At 39.4% G+C, this 23,390-nt stretch carries 19 protein-coding genes and 1 pseudogene; 16 read left to right on the top strand and 4 right to left on the bottom strand.

The genetic code is table 11. The annotated features are described in order from the left end of the window. Window positions 1-358 precede the first annotated feature (358 nt). Window positions 359-955: a class I SAM-dependent methyltransferase gene (locus MW695_RS04190; RefSeq protein WP_247103677.1), complete on the top strand. Its 597-nt coding sequence runs from the start codon at window positions 359-361 to the stop codon at window positions 953-955. 420 nt (window positions 956-1,375) lie between these two features. Then, entirely contained in the window at window positions 1,376-2,899 is a 1,524-nt protein-coding gene (locus tag MW695_RS04185) for a pectate lyase family protein (RefSeq protein ID WP_247103676.1), read from the top strand. Window positions 2,900-3,233: 334 nt separating this feature from the next. Here the strand turns inward: MW695_RS04185 and MW695_RS23035 are convergent, their stop codons facing one another. Together MW695_RS23035 and MW695_RS04180 are read right to left on the bottom strand one after the other, a co-directional pair. Further along, complete coding sequence (locus tag MW695_RS23035; protein WP_368859653.1) at window positions 3,234-3,560, bottom strand: TIGR04104 family putative zinc finger protein; 327 nt, start codon at window positions 3,558-3,560, stop codon at window positions 3,234-3,236. A gap of 110 nt (window positions 3,561-3,670) precedes the next feature. After that, entirely contained in the window at window positions 3,671-5,338 is a 1,668-nt protein-coding gene (locus MW695_RS04180) for a DUF2207 domain-containing protein (protein WP_247103674.1), read from the bottom strand. 447 nt (window positions 5,339-5,785) lie between these two features. Between MW695_RS04180 and MW695_RS04175 the strand changes: the two genes are divergently transcribed. The 5 genes from MW695_RS04175 (at window position 5,786) to MW695_RS04155 (ending at window position 10,275) form a co-directional block, all read left to right on the top strand. Next, a complete protein-coding gene (locus tag MW695_RS04175; protein ID WP_247103672.1) occupies window positions 5,786-6,202 on the top strand; it encodes a hypothetical protein in 417 nt (138 codons plus the stop codon). 165 nt (window positions 6,203-6,367) lie between these two features. Further along, a complete protein-coding gene (locus tag MW695_RS04170; protein ID WP_247103671.1) occupies window positions 6,368-6,985 on the top strand; it encodes a hypothetical protein in 618 nt (205 codons plus the stop codon). 245 nt (window positions 6,986-7,230) lie between these two features. Continuing rightward, window positions 7,231-7,848 carry a hypothetical protein gene (locus MW695_RS04165; protein ID WP_247103670.1) on the top strand — a complete coding sequence of 206 codons (618 nt, stop codon included), beginning with the start codon at window positions 7,231-7,233 and terminating at the stop codon, window positions 7,846-7,848. 25 nt (window positions 7,849-7,873) lie between these two features. Next, entirely contained in the window at window positions 7,874-9,925 is a 2,052-nt protein-coding gene (locus MW695_RS04160; RefSeq protein ID WP_247103669.1) for a DUF6792 domain-containing protein, read from the top strand. Between the two features lie 17 nt (window positions 9,926-9,942). Then, window positions 9,943-10,275, top strand: a complete 333-nt coding sequence (locus MW695_RS04155; RefSeq protein ID WP_247103668.1) for a hypothetical protein — start codon at window positions 9,943-9,945, stop codon at window positions 10,273-10,275. Between the two features lie 232 nt (window positions 10,276-10,507). Here the strand turns inward: MW695_RS04155 and MW695_RS04150 are convergent. After that, window positions 10,508-11,300: pseudogene (locus MW695_RS04150) on the bottom strand (phosphotransferase). 459 nt (window positions 11,301-11,759) lie between these two features. Between MW695_RS04150 and MW695_RS04145 the strand changes: the two are divergent. Next, entirely contained in the window at window positions 11,760-12,104 is a 345-nt protein-coding gene (locus MW695_RS04145; RefSeq protein WP_247103667.1) for a hypothetical protein, read from the top strand. Window positions 12,105-12,214: 110 nt separating this feature from the next. On the opposite strand, the gene MW695_RS04140 is transcribed toward MW695_RS04145, so the two are convergent. Beyond that, window positions 12,215-12,961 carry an MBL fold metallo-hydrolase gene (locus MW695_RS04140; RefSeq protein WP_247103666.1) on the bottom strand — a complete coding sequence of 249 codons (747 nt, stop codon included), beginning with the start codon at window positions 12,959-12,961 and terminating at the stop codon, window positions 12,215-12,217. 178 nt (window positions 12,962-13,139) lie between these two features. On the opposite strand from MW695_RS04140, the gene MW695_RS04135 reads away from it, so the two are divergent. From MW695_RS04135 to MW695_RS04100, 8 genes are all read left to right on the top strand, one after another. Continuing rightward, complete coding sequence (locus MW695_RS04135) at window positions 13,140-14,141, top strand: sugar-binding protein (RefSeq protein ID WP_247103664.1); 1,002 nt, start codon at window positions 13,140-13,142, stop codon at window positions 14,139-14,141. Next, a complete protein-coding gene (locus tag MW695_RS04130) occupies window positions 14,138-15,562 on the top strand; it encodes a sensor histidine kinase (protein ID WP_247103663.1) in 1,425 nt (474 codons plus the stop codon). The genes MW695_RS04135 and MW695_RS04130 overlap by 4 nt, the downstream gene beginning before the upstream one ends. Further along, window positions 15,559-17,130 carry a response regulator gene (locus MW695_RS04125; protein WP_247103661.1) on the top strand — a complete coding sequence of 524 codons (1,572 nt, stop codon included), beginning with the start codon at window positions 15,559-15,561 and terminating at the stop codon, window positions 17,128-17,130. The genes MW695_RS04130 and MW695_RS04125 overlap by 4 nt, the downstream gene beginning before the upstream one ends. Before the next feature lie 308 nt (window positions 17,131-17,438). Beyond that, window positions 17,439-18,866: a sugar porter family MFS transporter gene (locus tag MW695_RS04120; RefSeq protein WP_247103659.1), complete on the top strand. Its 1,428-nt coding sequence runs from the start codon at window positions 17,439-17,441 to the stop codon at window positions 18,864-18,866. Between the two features lie 272 nt (window positions 18,867-19,138). Continuing rightward, window positions 19,139-20,737, top strand: a complete 1,599-nt coding sequence (locus tag MW695_RS04115; protein WP_247103657.1) for a xylulokinase — start codon at window positions 19,139-19,141, stop codon at window positions 20,735-20,737. A gap of 432 nt (window positions 20,738-21,169) precedes the next feature. Next, window positions 21,170-22,360: a DUF4317 domain-containing protein gene (locus MW695_RS04110; protein WP_247103656.1), complete on the top strand. Its 1,191-nt coding sequence runs from the start codon at window positions 21,170-21,172 to the stop codon at window positions 22,358-22,360. 113 nt (window positions 22,361-22,473) lie between these two features. After that, window positions 22,474-22,764 (top strand): RNA polymerase alpha subunit C-terminal domain-containing protein, encoded by a 291-nt coding sequence (locus MW695_RS04105; protein WP_247103655.1) that lies wholly within the window; start codon window positions 22,474-22,476, stop codon window positions 22,762-22,764. Window positions 22,765-22,854: 90 nt separating this feature from the next. Beyond that, window positions 22,855-23,301, top strand: coding sequence for a 2-thiouracil desulfurase family protein (locus MW695_RS04100; RefSeq protein ID WP_247103654.1), 447 nt, complete (start codon window positions 22,855-22,857; stop codon window positions 23,299-23,301). Window positions 23,302-23,390 lie beyond the last annotated feature (89 nt).

The following is a 23,390-nucleotide window of genomic DNA, read 5'->3' as shown; positions in this document are numbered from 1 at the left end:
AAGTCAAATGCCTTTGAGAGATAATTCTCAAAGGCGTTTTTACGTATGATGGATGGTGAAATTGTTGGTGAAAAATGGCTTTATCCATTTGACGGAAAAGCTGATTCGTTGCGTAAGAGAGAAGAAATACTCGCTACTTGGTTAAGGGGAAAGGGCTTTTAATGGGAATAGGCGTATTCTTATCTAGAATATTTTCTGTAATACGACTGATAATGAATGTTTCTTTAATAGATGAGTAAGCATTTTTGATCATATAATTGAAAATGCCTGATACAATGAAGAAGCACTGAGTGAGAAGATTCAAATAGAATGTCACGCTAGAAATAAGCATATTTCTAAGACATAAGGAGAGTGAAGGATGGAGCGTAACGTATTTGAAGAAATGGCAAAAAGGTATGATACGGAGGACAGAATTGAATTAGCAAAAGTAATTGTTAAGGAATTACGACCGGAATTACAAAATAGTCAATCAAAATCGTTCATTGACTATGGAAGTGGTACGGGGCTTGTTAGTTTACAATTGTCAGATTTAGTCGGTTCTTTACTGTTAGTAGATTCATCCAAACAAATGTTGGAAGTGGCGAATTCTAAAATTCATCAAAAAGAAATACGTAACGCCAATGTCCTTCATTCAGATTTCACTCAGGAAACACCTGATCTCAAAGCAGACATAATCTTACTGTCATTAGTTCTTCTTCATATTCCTGATACTAAAAAAATAGTAGACAACCTGTTCGCCGCTTTAAATAGTGGTGGCAAGCTAATAATCATTGATTTTGATAAAAACGACAAAATCAACCACCCGAAAGTTCATAATGGATTTTCGCATGCTGAATTGAAAAGGAAATTACTCGAAGTCGGATTTAAATCAACGGACATTAAGACTTTTCACCATGGAAAAAGGATTTTCATGAACGAAGATGCTTCTATGTTTATATGTAGTAGTGTAAAGTGAAACGATCTACTTGTTGTTCCAATAAGAGTTGCAATGTTGCAGCTCTTATTTTCTGTCCTTAAATAATGAGAAATAATAGCATTTTTATGAAATTATCGATCACATACCTATGTGGTGAGGATTATATATGTGTAACCATCCTTTACTTAAAAACTCTTTTTATGAAAAAATAGGAATATCTATCTATATCATATTGGTTAATCATTTGTTATTTTATTTATGTAAGCGCTTTATTTTTCTTGCGTTAAGGAGGTGAAGGAAGGACTACTAGTACTGCTAGAGTTTGTAAGTCTCTTTACAATCTGACAGAGAAGATGGAGAAAGAGTGCCGCCTCGTGACGAAAGTCGTTCATTTTACATCCAAGTTGTAACTACACTCGAAGCATGTAAATCTAATTAAATGCGAAGGGAAGGATGGAAATGAGAAAAGGAGTTAGCTTACTTGTCGTAATTGGGTTAATCGTTTCATTTTTTGCAGTGGGGAATCAAGCCGCGGAGGCGTCGCCGTTTCAAGCGAATACGTATTATCAGCTAGTTAATGTGAATAGTGGGAAGTATTTAGAAGTGGAGGCTGCGTTAACGGATAACGGAGCCAATGTTCAGCAATGGGAAAATACGAATTGTTTATGTCAGCAATGGAGCTTAATGGAGAATAGTGATGGCTATTTTGAGATCATTAACCGTCATAGCGGAAAGGCGTTGGACGTGTTTGAGCGTTCGACAGCGGATGGTGGTAATATCGTGCAATGGGATCATAATGGAGGGAGTAATCAGCAATGGAGCCTTCAACAAGTTGGCAATTCGTATAAGCTCATTAGCCGGCATAGTGGGAAGGCACTTGAAGTATTTGACCATTCGACCGATAATGGAGCCAATGTTGTGCAGTGGCAAGATTATGGTCATTCGAATCAGCTTTGGACGATTGTTCCGGTAGGTTCTGGTGGTCAAAGTCCGGATTTTAGTGCACCTTTGGGATATGCGTCAATGAATGGCGGTACGACAGGTGGACAAGGTGGTCGGGTCGAATATGTTAGTACCGGCACCGAGCTTCAGCAAATGATTAATGACCGAAGCAGAAGTAGTAACCCAGATGAGCCGTTGACAATTTATGTCACTGATACGATCACTTTACAAAACTCGTCAAGTGATAAAATCGAAGTGAAAAACCACCGAGGTAAGGCTCATGAAATACGTAACATTTCGATTATTGGACAAGGAACAAATGGAGAATTTGATGGCATCGGGCTCCGACTCATCAATGCTCAAAACGTTATAGTCCGAAATATGTCTATCCATCATGTGTTGGCAAGCTCAGGCGAAGGAACTGCGATTGAAGTTACTGAAGGAAGTAAGAATATTTGGATCGATCATAATGAGTTCTACAGTCAGTTTGACGGGAACAATAATTCTGATTTGTATGATGGTCTTGTTGATATTAAGAGAAATTCAGAATACATTACGGTGTCATGGAATAAATTTGAGAATCATTGGAAAACAATGCTCGTTGGTCATACGGATAACGCCTCATTAGCACCTGATAAAATTACCTATCATCATAATTTCTTCCACAACCTTAATTCAAGAGTTCCATTAATTCGTTACGCTGATGTCCATATGGTTAATAATTACTTTAAGGATATTCACGATACAGCGATTAATAGTCGTATGGGCGCAAGAGTGTTTATTGAAAATAACTATTTTGATAACGTCGGTTCTGGCCAGAATGATCCTACGACAGGTCATATTAAAACAGCGGTTGGATGGTTTTATGGCAGTTCGACGACAGGGTATTGGAACCTTAGTGGAAACCAGTTCATTAATACCCCTCATAGTCATTTGTCTTCAACGACGAATTTTGTCCCGCCGTACTCGTTTCATGCACAATCAGCCAATGATGCAAGGCTAGCTGTCGAACAGTATTCGGGGGTTGGGGTGGTTAATTAATAGGTATAAAGTGCCGATTTGTAAATAGTGAGCGAAACAATGATCAATGTGGACATACAGATTTTCTGTGTGTCCTTTTTGCAAAGCTAAGAAAGTATAAAATTTGAGGAAGAAATGTGAGAAGAACCGAAGAGGCAAGTGGGATCATTCAAAGAAGAGTGTTGGCTTTGCTCGATACACGTTATTCTGAAAGAACCTCACTTTCAGAATAACTGAAAACCATTGTAACGGCTCCGCACAACGCACTTAAGAAAAGACGCTATCGCGTTTTGCTTAGTGAAATCATGAATTTTTCTTATCGATTACTTTAATCTTAGCGGACGTTCCTCATTCGTCACTTTGATATAAATGGGTAAAGTAGTAGGTTTGACACCCCTAGCACGACGATCAAAATGAACGGAATGATGGCCGGAACATGAAACATCGGTAAAAGCAAGGGGAGTATAGAAACTATCGTCAAAAGAAACATTCTTTTTCTCGATGTTGCTGTAAGGTGTTGTTTGTTTTGACAGTAAGGACATTTCATACCTCTGTCAATCGTACATCCACTTCGGATCGTTTGTTTCCAGGTCCAGTGTTTTTGGCAATTGTGACAGGTTGGCAATAATTTCACCCTTTCGTGTTGAATGATATTAAAAAATGATAAGTGCAATATTGTCATTACAAACATTTCTATTATATCGGCTTAACACGATGCAATGAAAGAGGAGGGAGATCAACCAAAGCTCAAAGAGAATTCCTAGAGCTTTGGTTTTGATCGTTGAACGATCGTTAGAAGGCACCAGAGCCGCCCCCGCCTCCACCAGCTCCACTACCTCCTCCAGTAAACGATCCACCTGAACTACTCGTATCTGGTCCAGTTGTCTTTTGAGCGGATTGGAAGGTGGATGAGGCAACACCAGCTACAAGAATCCACGTTGGGTCAAAACTATATGCGCTATGAGTAGCCGTTGTTGGTTGTGCGCTAGTAGGCTTCTGAAATGCTTTGGCTAGCTCTTCATTCTTCTTTGTTATTTCCTTATCATTCGACCCTAATCCATATAAGAATGCGCGCATTTTGTCATCTTCTGATAAGCTTTTCCATTGGGAGGATTGAACCGACTTAAATCGTTGTCTGAATGTTTTCCATTCGTGTTTGATCTTCTCTCCTGTCCACGTTCGTGGGTGATAAAAGAGTGCAAACGATAGTAATGCTATACTTAGTCCAAGTGTTAAGATAAATAATTCGAATAAGTCATGGACAGCTAATAAGATGGAGAACACTCCTAAGCCAACACTAAGGAAACTGAGTATAACTCGATAGGTGCGGCGGTTTTTGTATAGTTGAGCTGCTCTCACCTCGTCTTTGATTTCACGTTGCCACATATCATATTTAAGCTGGTATGTTTCATGGTTCTTTTGATTTTTCGTATAAGCGTTAAGATCATCAAAGCTAAATTCGTGGTTCTTGCCAATTGTGTCGAATAACCATTCAACGAGAACTTGTTCGTGTCTCACTAACCCAGTTCGATTCACGATTCGAAAACGATCGCTTTCAAGCTGCTGAACATTCCCTTTACGCACGAGATCTAATAGGGATGCTGCGATCGATTCAGGTGACAGAAGGTAGTAGTTCGTAAAATAAATGGTCGAAGGGAGTGGTAGTTCCTGAGATGGAAGCAGTTGATCTGACTCGTTTTTCATCAAAGCGACTTGTTTGCTTCTTTTTTCAAGCCAAGCATGAGTCAAAGCAATTAGTAAGATAAGGACAAAGACGATCGTCAAAATCGGCCCGACTGAAGCGAACCATTCGGTTCTCTCAGCTCTGGCTATTGCTTGATCTATTAATTGTTGTTCAGCCGCTACAATCTCAGCCCTCATCGGCTCATCCTTCGTCAATGAAGCTGTCGGGAACAGGGACATATCATAGGCGACTCGAATATCGCCATTTTCACCACTAGGCACTTCTCCAAATAAGAATTGCACCTGTCCACTTTCGGAAATGATATCTGTTTCAAAAGCGGTATCATATCCAAATGCAATAACATCCGTTGTTTCTATTGGAGGTGTGACGGTGATCGTTAATTCTTCATAGGTTGATTCATTGCTCGTATCAAAGAAAGGCCAGTAAAATTCCGCTACGTCAGAATAGACTGAAACACCATTCATAATTTGATAATATAAATCAATGGTAATCGTCTCACTATTTCCAGTACGATGGATACGATACTCTGTTTGATCTTGTTCAACAAGTAATTCGTTCTCATGTTCAAAGGCAGCAAAGTCGACAATGTCTGAGTCGGTCTTCGGAATTAATTCACGAATCATTCCATTAAATTCACCAGAAAAAGAATACGTATGGCTTTCATGAACATCAACATTTCCATTTTCCTGGAGAGATGCTTTGATTTCAACATTTGTAATACTGTAATCAACAGCGAAGGTATTTGCTGGGAACATGAAGAAGAGCAAACATGCTATGAGTATGCTTGACATAATTCTATACACAAAATCACCTTGCCTTTCAGTAAACATTTAAAGGTAGTTCTATGTATAATATACGGATTAGGGAGTGATAGGTTTCGTTTAATTTCTGGTCGGGAAGGAGTCATTAGTCGTTGCTCGTTACGTAGCGAGCGGAACCTCATTCCGTTAAATCATATAAATACGCTTGATAGCCTGTGATGCGGAACCTCATTCCGCTAAATCGATAAAATGGGCAAGAATTAAGCCCGAAAAGAGGAAATAGAGGAATGAGAAGTACATAACGAGTTTCATAGAGACGTTTTTGAACAAATAGCGGAATGACGTTCCGTCTTGTGAAGTGGATTCGCTCTATCTCTAACAAGGTACTAACGTAAAAGCATTTTTTCATAGTGATAAGAAGCGCTGAAAGGAGGTACTAAATTGAAAGTAATTGAAACGATTATCGCGGTATTGATCTGTTCATTTGTTTTATCATTGGGGGTGTCCTGGCTACTATCAATTGTCTTTAGTATGCCATTTTCAACTTTGATTATCATGACTTCTGTTTTGATATCGCTTATTTGCTTAATAGGTGGTGCCTTTTCACTTATTGTAGAGAAGTTACTTCAACAGCTTCAACGTAAAAAAGATATAGAATATTATCCTACTGCTTTAATTTCCTACGGTATATTAGGGATACTATTAAATTATTTTTTCTATCTTTCAATTTTCCAAAACGAATGGGGTGAAGCCTTTATCTATTTATTTTTTGGTGTTTTTGTGTCTTGTTTTTATTTCCATATAATGATTTTTTCTAGATGGATGCTGAAATCGTTATTTTATAAAAAAGTCAAATGATGAAAGGTAGCTACGACTCGTGAATCAAAATAAAGAAAAAGCAAACTTTCCATAAAAATCCATAGTACAAATGCCTTAAAAAGAAAAATATCCGAATTACTAATTGAAAAAAATGGATAGCTTATGCCAGAATGAGAAAGAGCATCGAGGAAAGGAGGAGGTTCTTTGCGACAGTTGAAAGGGATCGCCTTAGTACTAGTGATGATCGTAACAGGAGGATGTATGATGAATGCGCCAGACGTACCTGCATTTGAAGATGAGTTTACGCGAGAATTTATGAAGTCCACGAAGGAATTGGAGGAAGGGTTTTATTTGTTTGAATCGAAAACAGGTGGGTATACGATTTGGTTTCCGGAGAATGCTACAGTGGATTCTTCAAATTATATAAAAAGAGGAGAATCAAGAGAACTTGTAAATATTAGTGAGGTTTATGGTGATAACCTTTCATACAGATTAAGGCTAACTTATGATAATAGATCGGGGACAGAAAATATAAATAGTCAGTTGAGACTTCTTTCTAGTTACGTAGATTACCAAGGAGAATACGAAGAATTTATTCATGGAGATAAGACATTTTATTATGCAACAACTTTACATAATGTGAGTGAAGGTAGTAAAGTTTACTATTTTATAAGTTATATTAAATCAAATGCAAACCATAGAAGCGTTAAATTTCTTTATGCAACATCTTGTAATTTCTTATCTGAAAATTGCACTATAGATGTCGATCAACAGGAAGAATATGCTTTGAATCTAATGAAATCAGTAGAATTTCAAGAATAATTCTCGTTTGTTCGTACACAGTGACTTACTATCATTAAATCCTCAGAAAAGTCATAGCCCCAAAGATTGATAAGATAAGAAAATACTCCTGCAAGTCGTAAACATCACTCCGGAACTGCTAGTAATTCCCCGTAAAAAGCCATAGTACAAATGCCTTAAAAAGAAAAATCTCCCAAATATGAATTGAAAAAAATGGATAGCTTATGCAAGAATGAGAAAGAGCATCGAGGAAAGGAGGAGGTTCTTTGCGACATTTGAAAGGGATCGCCTTAGTACTAGTGATGATGGTAACAGGAGGATGTATGATGAATGCACCAGACGTACCTGCGTTTGAAGATGAGTTTACGAGAGAATTTATGAAGTCGACGAAGGAAGTAGAGGAAGGGTTTTATTTGTTTGAATCGAAAACAGGTGGGTATACGATTTGGTTTCCGGAGAATGCGGTGACTGAGCCGGCTTATTATTATAGAGAAGGTGACCAAAGAGAGAGTTTGAGTATTAAGGAATTGTATGGTGACAATTTAATTTATCGAGCAAGACTCCGGTATGAGGATAGCCCGTTAACCAATTCAATAGATACCCAGTTAACACTTTTGTCAAGCTATGTAAATTATGAAGGGAAGTATGAAGAATTTCAATATGAAAATAATACATATTATTATGCAAAATCAGTTTTTGAAATAGATAACGAGCCAAAAGCTTATCATTTTTTTAGTTATATCAAATCAAATTCATTTGAGAAAAGTGTAAAGTTTATTTATGAAGTAACTTGTTACACTTTTGAAGAACCTTGTACTATAGATGTAGACTTGCAAGAGGAACACGCTTTAAAATTAATGAAAGCCATTGAATTTCAAGAATAGATAGAGAGTTGTGGGGCTGAGAGAAATGGACAATAACGAAGTACTCAATTCAAATTTACTCCGTGCGAGGATTGTTAGGTTAGAATATGATGATGTAACGGAATCTGAAGTGAGAAGGCTAATCCTTGAAGAAGAAGGCAAGGCACCACCTGAAAATATTACAATCTATCATTCTGATGATATTGACGGTATAAAAAATAGTGGTGTATATTCGGGTTTTGATGGGACTGTTATTCACTTTTATGATGAAATTAAAGGAATTAATCAAATGTATACGATAGTAAGAGGGAGTGAGAAGTCTGAAAAAGATAGTTGGAAATCAAAAGACTGGATATATAATGCTATGGGTATAGGAGCTGGCCAAAGTGACGCTCAATACCAAGATACTTTGAACTTCCAAACGGAGGTCTCAAAACAAATTAGAAAAAATATATCTAATAAAACACCTCTAGAAAGCTATGGTTTAGCTCACTCTTTAGGTGGAAATAATTCTATGAATGCACAATTAACAAAAGGAATTTTTGATAAACTTTATGTGTTTAATCCGGCTCACCCTAGTGTTTATCACCTTGCTAATCTAGATATAGAATTTATGCTTAACATAATGAATAAATTCGGAATTGAAAACGACATTATTCAACTCCACACCATCCCCCCAGACGAACTCGTAGCCTTTGGTGAGGAATACTATAAATCTCGTATGGACGAATCGTCTATTCAGCGCCTCATTGTTAAAGAGGAAATGCTGTATGGCATGCTGAAAATGCCGGGGTTTATGGATATTGGCGAAGCGGAGATCGTCTCGACGATTGATGGACGTGATGGGATAGAGAAGGTGGCTGCGGCGATTCCTGATGAGGTGATCTTTGCGTTTCAAGAGTATTTGTCTGATTATGCGGATGTCTACAATCAAGAAGGGTTTGATGGTTTTTTTCGTGAGATGACGGGGATTCGGCCAGGGCTTATGGATGCTATTAGTGATTTGCGTGAGATAAGAAGTAGGGAGACTCCCTATACGCTTCAATCATTTGTTGACAGAGTGGGTGCATCTGCAAGGTTAACATTTCATACAATTCTTTCTTTAAAACCGACAATTGAACGGTTAAAAGAAACGATCCCACAAGTCCTTTCATTTGTCAGGAATTTACGTACACATTTGCCAGATATCGTGGAAGTCATGGTGGAACAGGAAATTATCACGTTTGAGCAAGGGCAAGAGTTAGTGGAGGCCGTTAAATCGTTAGAGGCTGAACTAAACGGGATGCATTCAGATGTGAATAAGCTGCTTACCTTATATCAAACGAATGTGATGTTTATCCCTATTGGGGTTTTACTGGATGATTTCCTCTTTGAATTTGAAACGTTTGGCAAGAGATTAGAAAAAGTAAATAAGGATTGGGCGACCATCCAAACACATACATCGACAATCGTTGATTATTTTCATGTGAGTGCAGAGGCTCATACGATGGATCATATTATTGCATACTTGGGCAAAGAGTCGGGTTCGGATATTTACAAAGTGTATGATCCTGAATCGAACGACATGATCTATGTTCATGATGGCTTAACGTCGGAGGCTCTGTTAGATAAGTTAGCGAATGTGGATTTATTTGGTGCAGTAGGTAAAACTGGACGAACCAATCGCTCAGGTGGACAGGAAGTCTATGTGAACATTTCCTCTTCGATTCGGATTTTCCAAAAAGGGAAAGAGGTTTGCGCGAACGTATTAATGGAATTGACGCGCATGCAGCAGACGTATGAACGGGACGTACTTGGTGATGATGAGCGAAGGAAGCAGCGTTTGCGTCAGCAGATTCATCAAATGGAGCAGAACCCGAATGTGTATCAAAGACAATTCTTCGGGCAAGCGACACAAGTCTACTCCATACGAAGAATTTCTGTACAAGAGTTTATTCCGGCTTTGCCACAAACGATCACAGACCCTTTCGAGGAATTCTTTCACCAATATCGAAAGGACTTAAGGCAAACGATGACATTGATTGAAGAAATGAGAGTAGCCATCGAGACGTTGTTTGAACATGATGAACATATTTCGAACATTTTTAAATATGCATAGAGAAGGTGAAAACCACCATGTTGAAAACGATGAAAGTGAATGTACCCTTTCATAGCTATGAAGACTTAACCTACAAATCGGGTCCCTTTCAACGGCAATTGTTACGAATGAGAAGCGACCACCAAGAGCTCAAACGCTTCATTCAAGGGGAATTAAAACAGTCAGAAGGAGCTGTCATTGAAGGAATGCTAGGTGCGATGAATCGCCAGCATGCCAGTACGATTGATATGATTGATACATACTATGACTTGATTGGCCAGAGCATGTCGGACTATTCAGACTATATGAACCGAATGCGAAGACAAGATGTACTCGTGTATTATGAGATCTCTAATGGAGCGCTTCAGTAGACGTGTAAGGAAATGAGAGAGTTTCGACACGCAGCCTTCGAAACATCGTAGTTTTGATCATTACACCTCTCGAAATAGAATAATCCCATCTTTCAATGACCATAAAAACTCATATATATCGGGAAAGTTATCTTCGAAAGAGGTTTATCATCTTTCGAAAAATAGATTTATGACATGGTCTAATAACTTCTACAACAGGCGTTGAGTCTCTCTAAGAAATCAACGCCGACGATTACATCCACTCTCGTCCATGCGTTTGAATAAACGTTATATCGTTTCGGTAATGTTCAAGTTGTCCTTCTTCGATCATCTTTTGAAAGGCGATATCGCCTTCAGCGGCTTTCCTTTCAATTGTTTGACATAAACCTTCTAGTCGTAATAATACCATTTCCAAATCATTCTCTTTCCTTGTCTCACCATAAGATTCAAAAAACAGTTGAACTCTTTGTTTTTACACGGTTTGCATGCTGTGACGTTTCATAATAAACCTTTTCACCTGCTTCAGACAGATAAAACCTACTTAAGGGGACACATGTATAAAGTGTATAAGCGATGTCCCAAAGTCTTGGACCAGGACCTGCAACATCAAAGTCAATAATGCCAATAGGTCTTTCATGATTAAAAATAATGTTGTATCTAGCAAAGTCATTGTGGCATAACACCTCGAAATGGGGTGGAGTTTTATCTATCGGCTGCCAATCATCTGATAATGGAAAATCACTTACAGCGTCATGGTAAAGTCGTAGCATTTTCGCGATTTCTTCCAGAGCCTGATCAGACCACATGTACGCTTTTAAAGGGTCATTCCCAGCTTCACCTTCAATAAATGATAATACCTCTCTTCCCTTTTCATCAATACCCAAAAACTTTGGTGCATAATGGTAACCTTTGTTCTCTAAATGCTTTAATAAATGATGAATTTTCATACTATCTCGCTTTAATTCTCGTCGCACTGTATCTCCTGAACGATAAACGTTAGAGACATTTCCTCCCGTTAGTAATTCTTCTTTATCATGGTTTGCCATCAACTATTCCTCCTAACTATTCCTAAAACAGCTACTCTAGGATCAATATATGAATACACATTGGGATTCCGATTTCTAAACTTATACAGAACCCTCGTAATATGTTTCTTTATTCCTTGCTTAAGCATAAATGCCACACACTATAATGACTACTAACTTACGTATAAATAGTATTCGATCATAATAATTGAATTCCTTTAACTACTTACATGATTAATCTACAAGACATAACATGTTCTATTTGTACCTTGAAAAAAATCATTTGAAAGATGTCATTCACAAGTTTGTCATAAGCCTAATCAGGGAAGATGAAAGTAGCTATATGGAAGAACGTTGGTTGCGTGCGACGCTTCTAAGACAAGCTGTTTTAGTTATGGTCTCGGCTTGTCGTGCATACAAATGAACGAATGACTTTTTTAGCAAAGGGTAGGGATTCATTCGTTGAAGGGAGATTGAAGCATGATTGAACTAACATTTGTACTGTATATGATGAATATGGGATTAGCTGTCTTCGTTAGTGGGTGTTATGGATCATTTATGATTCGAAATACGGGGAAATTTGAGATTCATTCGACGATTGCAGCTTGTCTACATGTTATCTTAAGTGTGATGGCTATTAGTAGCTGGTTTCAGCTTGCATCGAATGTAAGTCGGTTCGAATTAATTGGGGGACTTGTTTTAGGTGTATTCTTATTTATTGTCGGACAAATTGTTTTATTTATTTTTTTATATGAGCAAAAGGAGAGGTGGATGAAGATTTACGATAATCAGTTCACCGAAGCAGGGCACTCTACTAGTAGCTAATGTTGAGACATGGAACCTTATTCCACTATACAGAAGAAACAAGCTAGAATGAGGTTCCGATTAGACGGAGTTTGGCAATGGACACCCTCTTTGGAAGGCACTGCATCCACTTATGAACCTAATGAAAAAGACAACCCAGCCTTTGCGAGTATGACCTCGCCATCAAATCCTTGCTTCGCTTCTTTTACTAAATCTTGATGGTCGCCGAAATGAGGCAGGTGGGTGAGCACTAACGTTTGTACATTCGCTTCTCGTGCCAGTTCTGCTGCGAGTGCAGGGGTCATATGCCCTGTTTTGGCTGCATGCGTTTCTTCATATAAGGAAGCTTCACATATGAGGAGATCGGCACCTGTTGCAAATGGGACAAGTTCATCACACCAATACGTATCGGCTGTGTAGACGAATTGTTTTCCTGTTGCTGGGTCTAGAAATTTCATAGCTAAGCAATAGGCAGAGTGCTCGGTTTTGCAGAAGGTCACATGCCATGGTCCAATCTGAACAGGCTTGTTTTCTTCAATAATACGACCTTCTGTCACATCGCGAAAATGTAACGATTTGAACGCATCTTTGTTCTTATTGTGTCCATAGATCGGAAAGAGAGTAGATGACTTGTGTAATTGGTTGTTTATTAACATACTGTACTGCAAGCTCCCGATATCAGCTATGTGGTCATGATGATAGTGGGAGAGTATGAGCCCGTCTAAGCTGTGCAAAGGTAAGTAGTTTTGTAATTGAGCTAAGGCTCCACTTCCACAATCAATAAGTAAATGGAAATCATTTTGTTCTAGTAAGTAGCAGGACGTTGCGGCGTTTTTCTCAGGATATGCACCCCAAAATCCGATGATGGTGACTTTCATACGTTTTCTCCTTTAAGAGATGATTCCAAAAGGGAGGGCTTCCCTCTTGGAATGACTCTTTAATTGTATGTGACTATTAGATAATGTGCCCCATGAAGCAACGAAACATTTGATTCATTCCATTAATAAGCGTAACATACAATCATCTACTTATTATAGGATTGAGCAGGAGGGCAACATGAGTCGGATACCTATTCATTATTATGTCTTATTATCGCTGCTTGTTGTAGCGATTGGCTTTTCTTTTTATTATTATCAACAAGTGCAAATGTATGAACATAGAATTCATGATGGGGTGGCTTCGGATCCTTCGCTGCCAACGTATCATTTTGTTTTGATTGGTGAAGAGATGAATCATGATTATTGGCGCTTAGTTGGAGAAGGGGCGAAGCAGACCGAGGAGCATTATGATGTGTTTGTAGAGTATAAAGGGCCTAGTCGTTCGAATCCGGAGGAGCAGCTGAAGCTGTTAGACATGGCGATTAAGGCGAAGGTTGACGGGATTATTGTGCAAGCGTTAAATGAGTCGTTCACACCGTTGATTAATCAAGCAGTGAGTGAAGGAATTCCTGTGATGACAATTGATACAGACTCACCTAAGAGCTTACGTGATGCTTATATTGGTACGGATAATTATGTAGCTGGTCAATTAGCCGGGGAAGCATTAATTGAAGATACGAACGGACAGGCGACGATAGGAATGATTACGGGTAGTTTTGACAATACGCATCATCAGCTACGTGTTCAAGGGTTCAAGGATACAATTGAGAGGGTTGACGGGATTGACATTGTAGCGGTGGAAGAATCGAACATTACGAGAGTGGAGGCTGAGGAGAAGGCGTACACGATGTTAAGTGAGCACGATGAAATTACGGCGATGATTGGGACGAGCTCGTGGGATGGCATAGGAATCGTTGCAGCAGCTAAGACGCTTCAGAAACAGGAGAGCTTATATGTGATGACGTTTGACCCATTGGAAGAAAACCTTCAATTACTCGAAACGGGGGAGTTGGATACGATTGTCGAGCAGCAGCCATTTGAAATGGGCTACAGAAGCATTGAGATGATGCTTGATCTTATTCAAGGGGACGTGGTGGACGAGATTTATCATACAGATGTATCCATTATCCGAAAGTCGAACGTAGATAGCTGGAAGCGTGAAAAGGGTGAGTCGCTATGATCAAGATTCGATCGAAGCTACTCATTTATTTTGTCGCGCTATTATTGTTGGTTGTCCTCGTCTTTTTCGTTCGTGAGCAAAGTCATCAGCGGGTGCTGGAGTTGAATGATGAAAGTGTTGAACAGCTTCTATTGCTTAATGAACTGACTAGAATGACGAGTGAGACGTTTCAATCACTACAAATCTATGTTCATGAACCATTACCGCAAAACCATTCTTATTATGAAGAAAATCAAATCCAGCTCCTTCGCTTGCAGCAGGAGTTTCAGAGGGCAGAAAAGGATGGAATTGCTAAGAAGAACTATTTGAATTTGCTTAGTAGCTTTCTTGAACAGACAGATCAAACGGTTGAAGGTGTCGAGCGCCGAGATGTCCAGCAATATTCATTCTCGTTAAATGAAGCAGAAATCATCGCGAGTTATATTCATGAACAGACGCTTGAATTGATTAATGATGAATTGACAGATTATAAACAGTTATCGCTATTAACGGAAGCAAAAATCTCTTATACAGAAAAAATGGGGACGGCGATTGTTGGTTCAATTATTCTATTGAGTGTCTTGTTTGCCTTATGGTTCTCCGATGGCATTACGAGGACGATCGGACGTTTAACGAAGGCAGCACAGCGCATTTCTGGGGGGAATTATTCAGGGGAGGATGTCGTTGTAGCAAGAAAGGACGAGCTGTGGTTTTTGACGAAGACGTTCAATGAAATGAAAAGGAACATTCTCCAATCTGTAACAGATATCGAAGAGAAAGCGCGGCTAGCGCAGTCACTTAAAGAAATGGAACTGAAAAGCTTACAAAATCAAATTAACCCTCATTTTCTTTTTAATACGCTTAATTCCATTTCGAAAACGGCCTATATTGAAGGGGCAGAGCGGACAAGTGATTTGATCTCATCGGTGTCGACGTTGCTGCGTTATAATATTGGCAACTTGGATCGAGAGACGGTATTGAAGGATGAAGTTCGAATTGTAAAGGAATACTTTTTTATTCAGAGGACGCGCTTTGGTGATCGGGTGACGTTTGAAGAGGATGTCGACCCAGCGTGCTTATCGACACCTATTCCATGCTTAACACTACAGCCTATCATTGAGAATGCCTTTATGCATGGAATTGAAGAGATGAGCGAAGGCGCTCATATTGTCTTATCGATTCGAGAGGAGAATGAGAAGGTTTGTATTGAAATTAAGGATAATGGTGTCGGGATGGATCAGGAAACGATTAATCGGTTATTGGATACTCGCGCTAGCAGTAAGGGAGGCTCTGGCCATTCGACCGGTATCGGGATGAGAAACGTCATGACTAGGTTGAAGTTGTTTGATAAGGAAAGTCAGCTTCATATTGACTCTGAGCTTGGAAGTGGCACAACGGTAAAGATTTACGTAACCAAACAGGAGAGAGGAGACAGACATTGATAAAGGTTATGCTAGTAGATGATGAGTCGCTTGAGCGAGAAGGCTTGGAGCTTATGCTATCAAAGAATCGGTCAGGATTTGAAGTGGTAGCACAAGCGCAAAATGGTAAGCAGGCGGTTGAGCTTGCACGAGATACGAAGCCAGACTTGATTTTTATGGATATAAAAATGCCCCAGCTTGATGGTCTTCAAGCCATTGAGCAAATTCTCGCTATCGAGCCAAATGTGAAATGTATTATGGTGTCTGCCTTTGATATGTTCGATTATGCACGCCAAGCGATGAAGTTTGGTATTAAGGAATATTTGCTGAAGCCAAGTAGAGTGTCTGAAGTGCTTGAGGCCTTCGATCGAATGGTGGCAGAGATTGAGGAGGAAAGAAGGCAAGGGAGTGAAGTGTTAGAGCTGAATCAACGGCTAGAGAGATTCGCTTCCTTTATCGAAATGGAACTAATCGTTTCATTAATGCTCGATCATGTTCATGAGTTCGAGCAGAAGGATTGGCAAAAGTGGCTCGATCTTGATCAAAAGCAAGGCTTTGTCGTTGTTTTTTCATTTGATTCTGAGGAGCTTCACCCTAATAGGCAAGAGAAGAGTCGCTGGTATAAAGTGTTGAAACAGGCAATGGATCAAGAGGGTATTTCTGCACTTGTCGGACCATTAACGGGGTTTCAAGTGCCAAGCTTTATTTTATTAACTGCGGAAGATGAAGCGAAGGAGAAGCTAAGGCAGGATATAGCAGGAACGATTATTCATCAGGTGCAAAAACAACTAGAGGGCTGTCGTCTGTTGGCAGGAATCGGATCGATTGTATCAGATGTTCAACATTTTTCACAATCCTATGAAGAAGCGATCTACGCTTTGGAACTGGTCTATCATCATGAACGTGCCGCCTATATGGTCTATAACCGTCATTTGCGTAAGCAGCGAAAAGAGCTGGTTCCGTTTGAAGTAGAGAAGGAGCTTGTGCATGCAGTTAAAACAGGAGATAGTCAGCAAGGAATGCAGCTGTTTGATACGTATTTTCAGCTCATTCAACAAGCGTCTCATGCAAAGGTTGAATTGATAAAAAAGGCGATCGAAAACTTCTTTTCCGTGTTAGCGCGAGCGATGAATGAGCTTGGCTTTGACGAAGATGTTCAGATGAGCTTTGAACAATTAGAAACAGCTAGACAAATTAAGGAGCGCGCGAAGACGCATTTGCTCGTCATAATTGAACGGTTAGGAGAATGGCGGACGTCCGGTGTCGATCGTTTACTCGTACAAGCGAAAGAGTATATTGATGATCACTATCATAAAGCCGTTACGTTAGAAGAGGCAGCTGAAAGAGTAGGCTTGAGTTCTTATTACTTAAGCAAGCTTTTTAAAGAGCATTTTCAGCTGAAGTTTATAGAATATGTTACGCAGACGAGAATGAATAAGGCTAAGGACTTATTGTTAGACGGGAAAACGCCATTAAAGGAAATTGCCTTGACAATCGGCTATAAGGATCCGAATTATTTTAGTCGCGTATTTAAAAAGGAAACAGGCATGAGTCCGAGAGAGTATAGAGGGAAGTATCAAGGGTACTGAAAAAGTTTGGTTTTTAACTTTTTTGGTACCCTTAAGCTGTTGGAATCCGTTTCAATTAATTTGGAACGACGTTGCAAGAAAACCGTTACAAATTTGTCTAGATAATAACAACAATGTACAGATGATTGTGATTTTGAGGTGAATTTTCTGTGTTACATTGTCTGTAAACGTTTTAAGCATTATGAAATGAATAATGAAAACGACATCATACAGAGAAGAATCAGGAGGAGGGAAGGTTATAGCGTCGTATTATATTCCTAATCAAATGAGATAAATATTTAAAAGATAGAGAATTGGAGAGGATTAACATGTTACAGAAACAGTCATCTTGGTATGTCATATTAATTGCAGTTGCGGCTGGGGTAGCGGGACTTATGTATGGGTTTGATACCGCTGTGATTTCGGGGGCCATTGGGTTTCTTGCTGAGCGTTATGAACTAACACCTGCGATGCAAGGCTGGGTTATTTCGTGTGTGATGGTTGGTGGTGTGCTCGGTGTAGCACTGTCTGGTTTCCTAAGTGATCGGTACGGACGAAGAAATATTATGTTTTTATCAGCGGTGCTCTTTATTATTTCGGCAATTGGATCTGCTTTTGCAACAGGAGTGTCGATGCTAATTGTGGCGAGAATTATTGGTGGTTTTGGAATCGGTTTCGCATCGGCTCTGTCTGTGACGTATATTAGTGAGTGTGCACCACCAAAAATTCGTGGAAGACTAGGTTCGCTTTATCAGTTATTTACGATCTTCGGTATCTGTGCGACCTTTTACATTAACTATGCGGTCGCCAACAGTGGTACGTATGCGTGGGGATTAGAGGAAGGCTGGCGCTGGATGCTAGGCTATGGCGTATTGCCAGGATTAATCTTCTTTGTCTTATTGTTCTTCATTCCAGAAAGTCCACGTTATTTAATTCAAAAAGGACGTGAGAAGGAAGCGTTTCGAACATTGATACGTATTAATGGAGAAGAAGTTGCAAAACAGGAAGCGAAGGAGATTAAAGTCTCAATTGAAACAGAGAAAAATACATCTATTAAACAGCTACTAAAACCTGGGTTGCGTATGGCGATGGGTGTCGGGATATTCCTTGCTCTCTTTAACCAAGTGATTGGTATGAATGCGGTCACATACTATGGACCGGACATTTTCCGTAGTGTTGGCTTTGAGAATAATACGGAATTCTTGGCAACAAGCATTATTGGTAGTGTACAAGTTTTGTTTACAATTGTCGCTCTATTATTAATTGATAAGCTTGGACGCAAAAAGCTTATGGCGATTGGTTCGATTTTAATGGCACTGTTCATGGTGTTAATTGGTAGTGTCTTTTACTTTGAACCAGCTAATAGTGGTCCTTTACTTATCGTATTCATAGCGGGCTTCACCGCAGCATTTTGTGTATCAATGGGGCCTATTCCTTGGATTATGATTCCGGAAATTTTCCCGAACCATTTGCGTGCGAAAGCAGTGGGAATTGCGACAATGTTCCTTTGGGGAGCAAACTGGGCAATTGGGCAATTCACACCGATTTTAATTAATAACATGGGTGGAGCGTTCACGTTCTGGATGTTTGCCGTTATTAACGCGATTTGCTTCACATTTGTGATGACGATCGTGCCAGAAACGAAGAACAAGACACTCGAGGAAATCGGGCAAATTTGGTTGAAGAAAAAGAACGCAGCAGAGTCAGAGAAAAGTGTATTCAGTGAATATAATGTGCAGGAGACGGTTAATAAATAGATGAATTTGTTTTGTTTTGAAATTTATAGAGTTGAAGCCTAGTCACTTAAGGCTTCAACTCTTTTTCTTGGGGGTTAGTATGATTGAATAATAGCTTAGCATACTATAAAAGAGAAAACGTGAACAAGTCTTCGTTAAACGCTTGAATGTACGTACTTATTTTAGTAATATAAATATATCAATTAAAATATACGTACAAGATAATTGATTCTATTTATGGATATCACTAAGGAAACGGATGAGAAGGCTATGAATCTAGTGGAGGCGATGGTATGAGTATTGATGTGAAAAAAGCGATTGAAAATGGGAAGACAACACTTGGTATAGAACTCGGGTCAACACGAATTAAAGCAGTGCTAATTGGGGAAGACCATACAACAATTGCAACAGGTAACCATGATTGGGAGAATAGCTATGTCGATCAAATTTGGACATATAGCATTGAGGAAATTTGGAAGGGCATACAAGATAGCTATCAAAAGATGGCTAACGACGTGAAGCAGCAGTATGGTGTTACGTTACAAACGGTTGGAGCGATAGGTTTTAGTGCGATGATGCATGGGTATATGGCATTTGATCAGCAAGATGAGCTGTTAGTTCCGTTTCGTACGTGGCGCAACAATATAACGGAGCAAGCTTCTAAGCAATTAACAGAGCTATTTAACTATCCGATTCCACAACGTTGGAGCATTGCCCACTTGTATCAAGCGATTCTAAATGGAGAAGAGCATGTAAATGATGTGGCATTTCTAACGACTCTAGCTGGCTACGTTCATTGGAAGCTTACAGGAGAGAAAGTGCTAGGAGTAGGAGAAGCATCCGGTGTCTTCCCTATTGATTTGAGCAAGAAGGATTTCAATCAAACGATGATTACGCAATTTAATGAAAAGGTCACTGCTAAGCAAATCAATTGGAAGCTAGAGGATATCATGCCGAGTGTGTTAGTAGCAGGTGAAAGTGCCGGCTTGCTGAGCGCTGAAGGTGCTAAGCTACTAGATGTTACAGGTGAATTACAGCCTGGCATTCCACTTTGCCCACCTGAGGGTGATGCAGGAACAGGAATGGTAGCGACTAATAGTGTGGCAAAGCGTACAGGTAATGTGTCAGCAGGGACATCAGCCTTTGCGATGGTTGTACTAGAGAAGGACTTATCGAAGGTATACCCGGAAATTGACCTTGTCACAACACCGACAGGTAACTTAGTGGCGATGGCTCATTCAAATAACTGCTCATCTGACTTAAATTCATGGGTTGGGCTATTTGAGGAGTTTCTAGGGGCAATGGGTGTTCAAGCGGATACAAACCGAATATTTGAAACGTTGTTCAAGCAAGCTCTTCAAGGCGATCCAGATGGTGGCGGTCTCCTGTCTTATGGTTATCTATCTGGAGAGCATATGACTCATTTTGAGGAAGGACGTCCGCTATTTGTTCGTTCTTCAGAAAGTAACTTCAATTTAGCGAACTTCATGCGTGTGCAATTATTTACAGCATTTGGTGCGATGAAGATCGGGATGGATATTTTGACGAAGGAAGAGAATGTGAAGTTGGATGAACTCTTAGGTCACGGTGGGATCTTTAAGACAGAAGGTGTAGGACAATCGATTCTAGCAGCGGCCATGAATGCCCCAGTCTCTATCATGAAAACAGCCAGTGAAGGCGGAGCATGGGGAATGGCTCTACTTGGCGCATATATGATCAACAAAAAGAACGATGAAACGTTAGAAGACTATTTAAATGAGCGTGTCTTTGTTGATCAAGAAGTGAAAACAATCGTACCAGATCCAGCAGATGTAGCCGGTTATGAGCAGTTCATGAGGCGTTACAAGCAAGGATTAGCCATTGAGCGAGCAGCGGTTGAAAATCATCAATAGATGAGAGGTAAAGTAGAGAACGACAGGGTGAATGTGACCCTGTCGTTTTTGTATAGTAGTATTCATGCGTGCTACAACAGAGGATTTCTTACGTGCTTAACGGAACGTCATTCCGTTAAAAGAAAGAATAACGACGTTTAAACAAACGAAGTGGAACGTCATTCCGTTAATACATCAAAAGAAGAGAAAAATGAAGTACAAATGGTCAAATAGCGGAATGACGTTCCGGAAGGGGAGCCAAAAAGAGCTCTATTAAGGAAATAGCGGAATGAGGTTCCATTAGCTATACGTAGTGCTGTGTTTTTTTGTGAGGAAGGACAATAGAATCATAAGTAAACCGAACCGACCATATTCAAAGTAAATCCTCTCACTGAAATCTTACGTATCTATGGTAAAATGATGTTGATATTGAAAGTAGGAGTGAAAAACAGCTTGAATAAAAAAGACATCGCCCAAATGCGTAGACAGTTTAGAGTAAACAATGACAAATTAGAGATAAAAGAAATATTTAACGTGTACATTATGAAAGAATCAAGTGAGGTGTATCATCAGCAATGCTTAGCGTTTGAGCTATTAGAGGATGAACAGAAAGAGTTATTTATGATTAATTTCAAGAAAGTCCTTTCAGGGAATTTGGACGAGAAGCTGTTTGAGTTAAAGTTTCAGCGCGATGTGGAAAATAGTAGTCAGCTCATTCTTCACCAAGGACTGATCAGTGAAGAGACTGAGCAATGGACGAGTCAGATGCTGCAAATCGTTGAAAAGATGCTGAAGGACAAGCAATATGAAATGGATGTAGTGATTACGTTTATTCGAGGTGAGTACCGGAAGCCAATGAAGCGTCAAAGTGAAGAGGTAGAAGGAAGTAATCAAGACACGGTTTATTCTCATCCATTTATCTTATGTAGTATGAATCGAACGGAAGACCCAAAGAAGGAATTACTGTTTGATTATGTTGAAAAAGAGTTTAAATATAATGTAGTCGTCGATCCGATCATTGATTTAAAAGCGCCAATCACGGGCTTTCTGTTTCCTTCTATAACGGACAATGCTTCGGATGTGAATCGTATTCTTTACTCAACAGGCAAGACGAATGAGTTGAACGAGGATTTCATAGAAGACGTAATCAATGCTGAAAAAATGATGACGGCGCAAGATGATAAAGATGCGTTTGAAGAAATCGTTCGGAGCGTTGCAGGCGATCAAATGAATACAAGGACATTGTCAAATGTATATGATGAGGTTAACCGTATCATTGAAGAAAATGAGGAAGAGGAAATACCGAAATTAGACTACCGCGATGTCGAGAGAGTATTAACGAGCAGCGGTATTGAAAAGGTCGATCAGGATAAAATGGAAGTTGCCTTTAAGAGCGTCATTGATGATGAGAAATATGAGTTGAAAGCCAATAATATTGTTCCGAAATATACGTCTAAATCAATTAAAATAAAGACGAAAATCGCTGATATATCCATTAGTCCACAGGATTTACGGTATGTACGTCAAGTTCATGTGAACGGCAAGCAATGCTTATTAATTGAAGTGGAAGAAACGACGAAAATTGAAGGCTTTGATATGATTCCAGAAGTTCTGTTTGAAAAGGCAGATGATTTGGGAGAGTGAGGGACTGAGTATACCAAATTATTTTAATAGTATCATCTCTTATTAGATAGAGCCTTCATAAAGAAGTTATGCAAATTGTAAAATGAATCAAAAATTAGTTAGGAGGAATTAATGTGACAGCGGAAAAAACGCTGAGGATTTGTGAAAAGGGACATACGTATTACAAAAGTAGTGATTGCCCGAGTTGTCCTACCTGTGATAAGGAGAGTAAGCCAAATAGCGGCTTCCTTTCGAAGCTTAGTTCACCTGCAAGAAATGCATTACTTCATGAAGGAATTGACACTTTGCAAAAGCTATCGACGTATACGGAAAAAGAAATATTACGCATTCATGGAATTGGGCCAGCTTCCTTACCTACTATGAGAACGTTATTAGAAGAAGAAAGGCTATCATTTAAAAAATAAATCATCAACAATTTGTGATGTAGATGATGCAATGCATCAAGTAAATGAATTCACTTGATTAAGAATACATGTACTTGTGAGGTGATGTTCATGATTTTGGTCAGTTCCTGTTTAGCTGGATTAAAAGTGAGATATAACGGTACACATAGCTTGGATAATCGGATCAGTAAGCTAGTTAGTGAGAAGAAAGCTGTGACGATTTGTCCCGAGCTGCTTGGTGGATTTTTAACTCCGAGGGAGCCGGCTGAAATAGTAGGCGGAAACGGAGAAGATGTACTGGATGGAAATGCTAAAGTCATTGAGAAATCAGGTAAAGATGTAACGGCCCTTTACCTTGAAGGTGCTCATGCTACTTTACATAAAGCTAAAGAAATAAATGCTTCAATCGTTATTCTCAAGGAGAATAGTCCATCCTGTGGTAGTTCAATGATTTATAACGGTGAATTCAAGGGTAAAAGGGTTGTTGGAAATGGTGTTACTTCAGCCTTACTAAAAAGAAATGGTATTCAAGTGATTTCAGAGGAGGATTTTGTTTAAAGATTTCTTGAAGCTATTTAATTAATGGAAGCAATTCTTGAAATCCTGGTTTCGCTAATGTCATGATCTTTATAAATCGGAAATTCTTT

This window comes from Halalkalibacter sp. APA_J-10(15) (assembly GCF_023017105.1).
Lineage (GTDB): Bacteria > Bacillota > Bacilli > Bacillales > Bacillaceae_D > Halalkalibacter.
The sequence above is the reverse complement of the archived record's forward strand: the minus strand, read 5'-3'. Positions and strand labels throughout refer to the sequence as shown.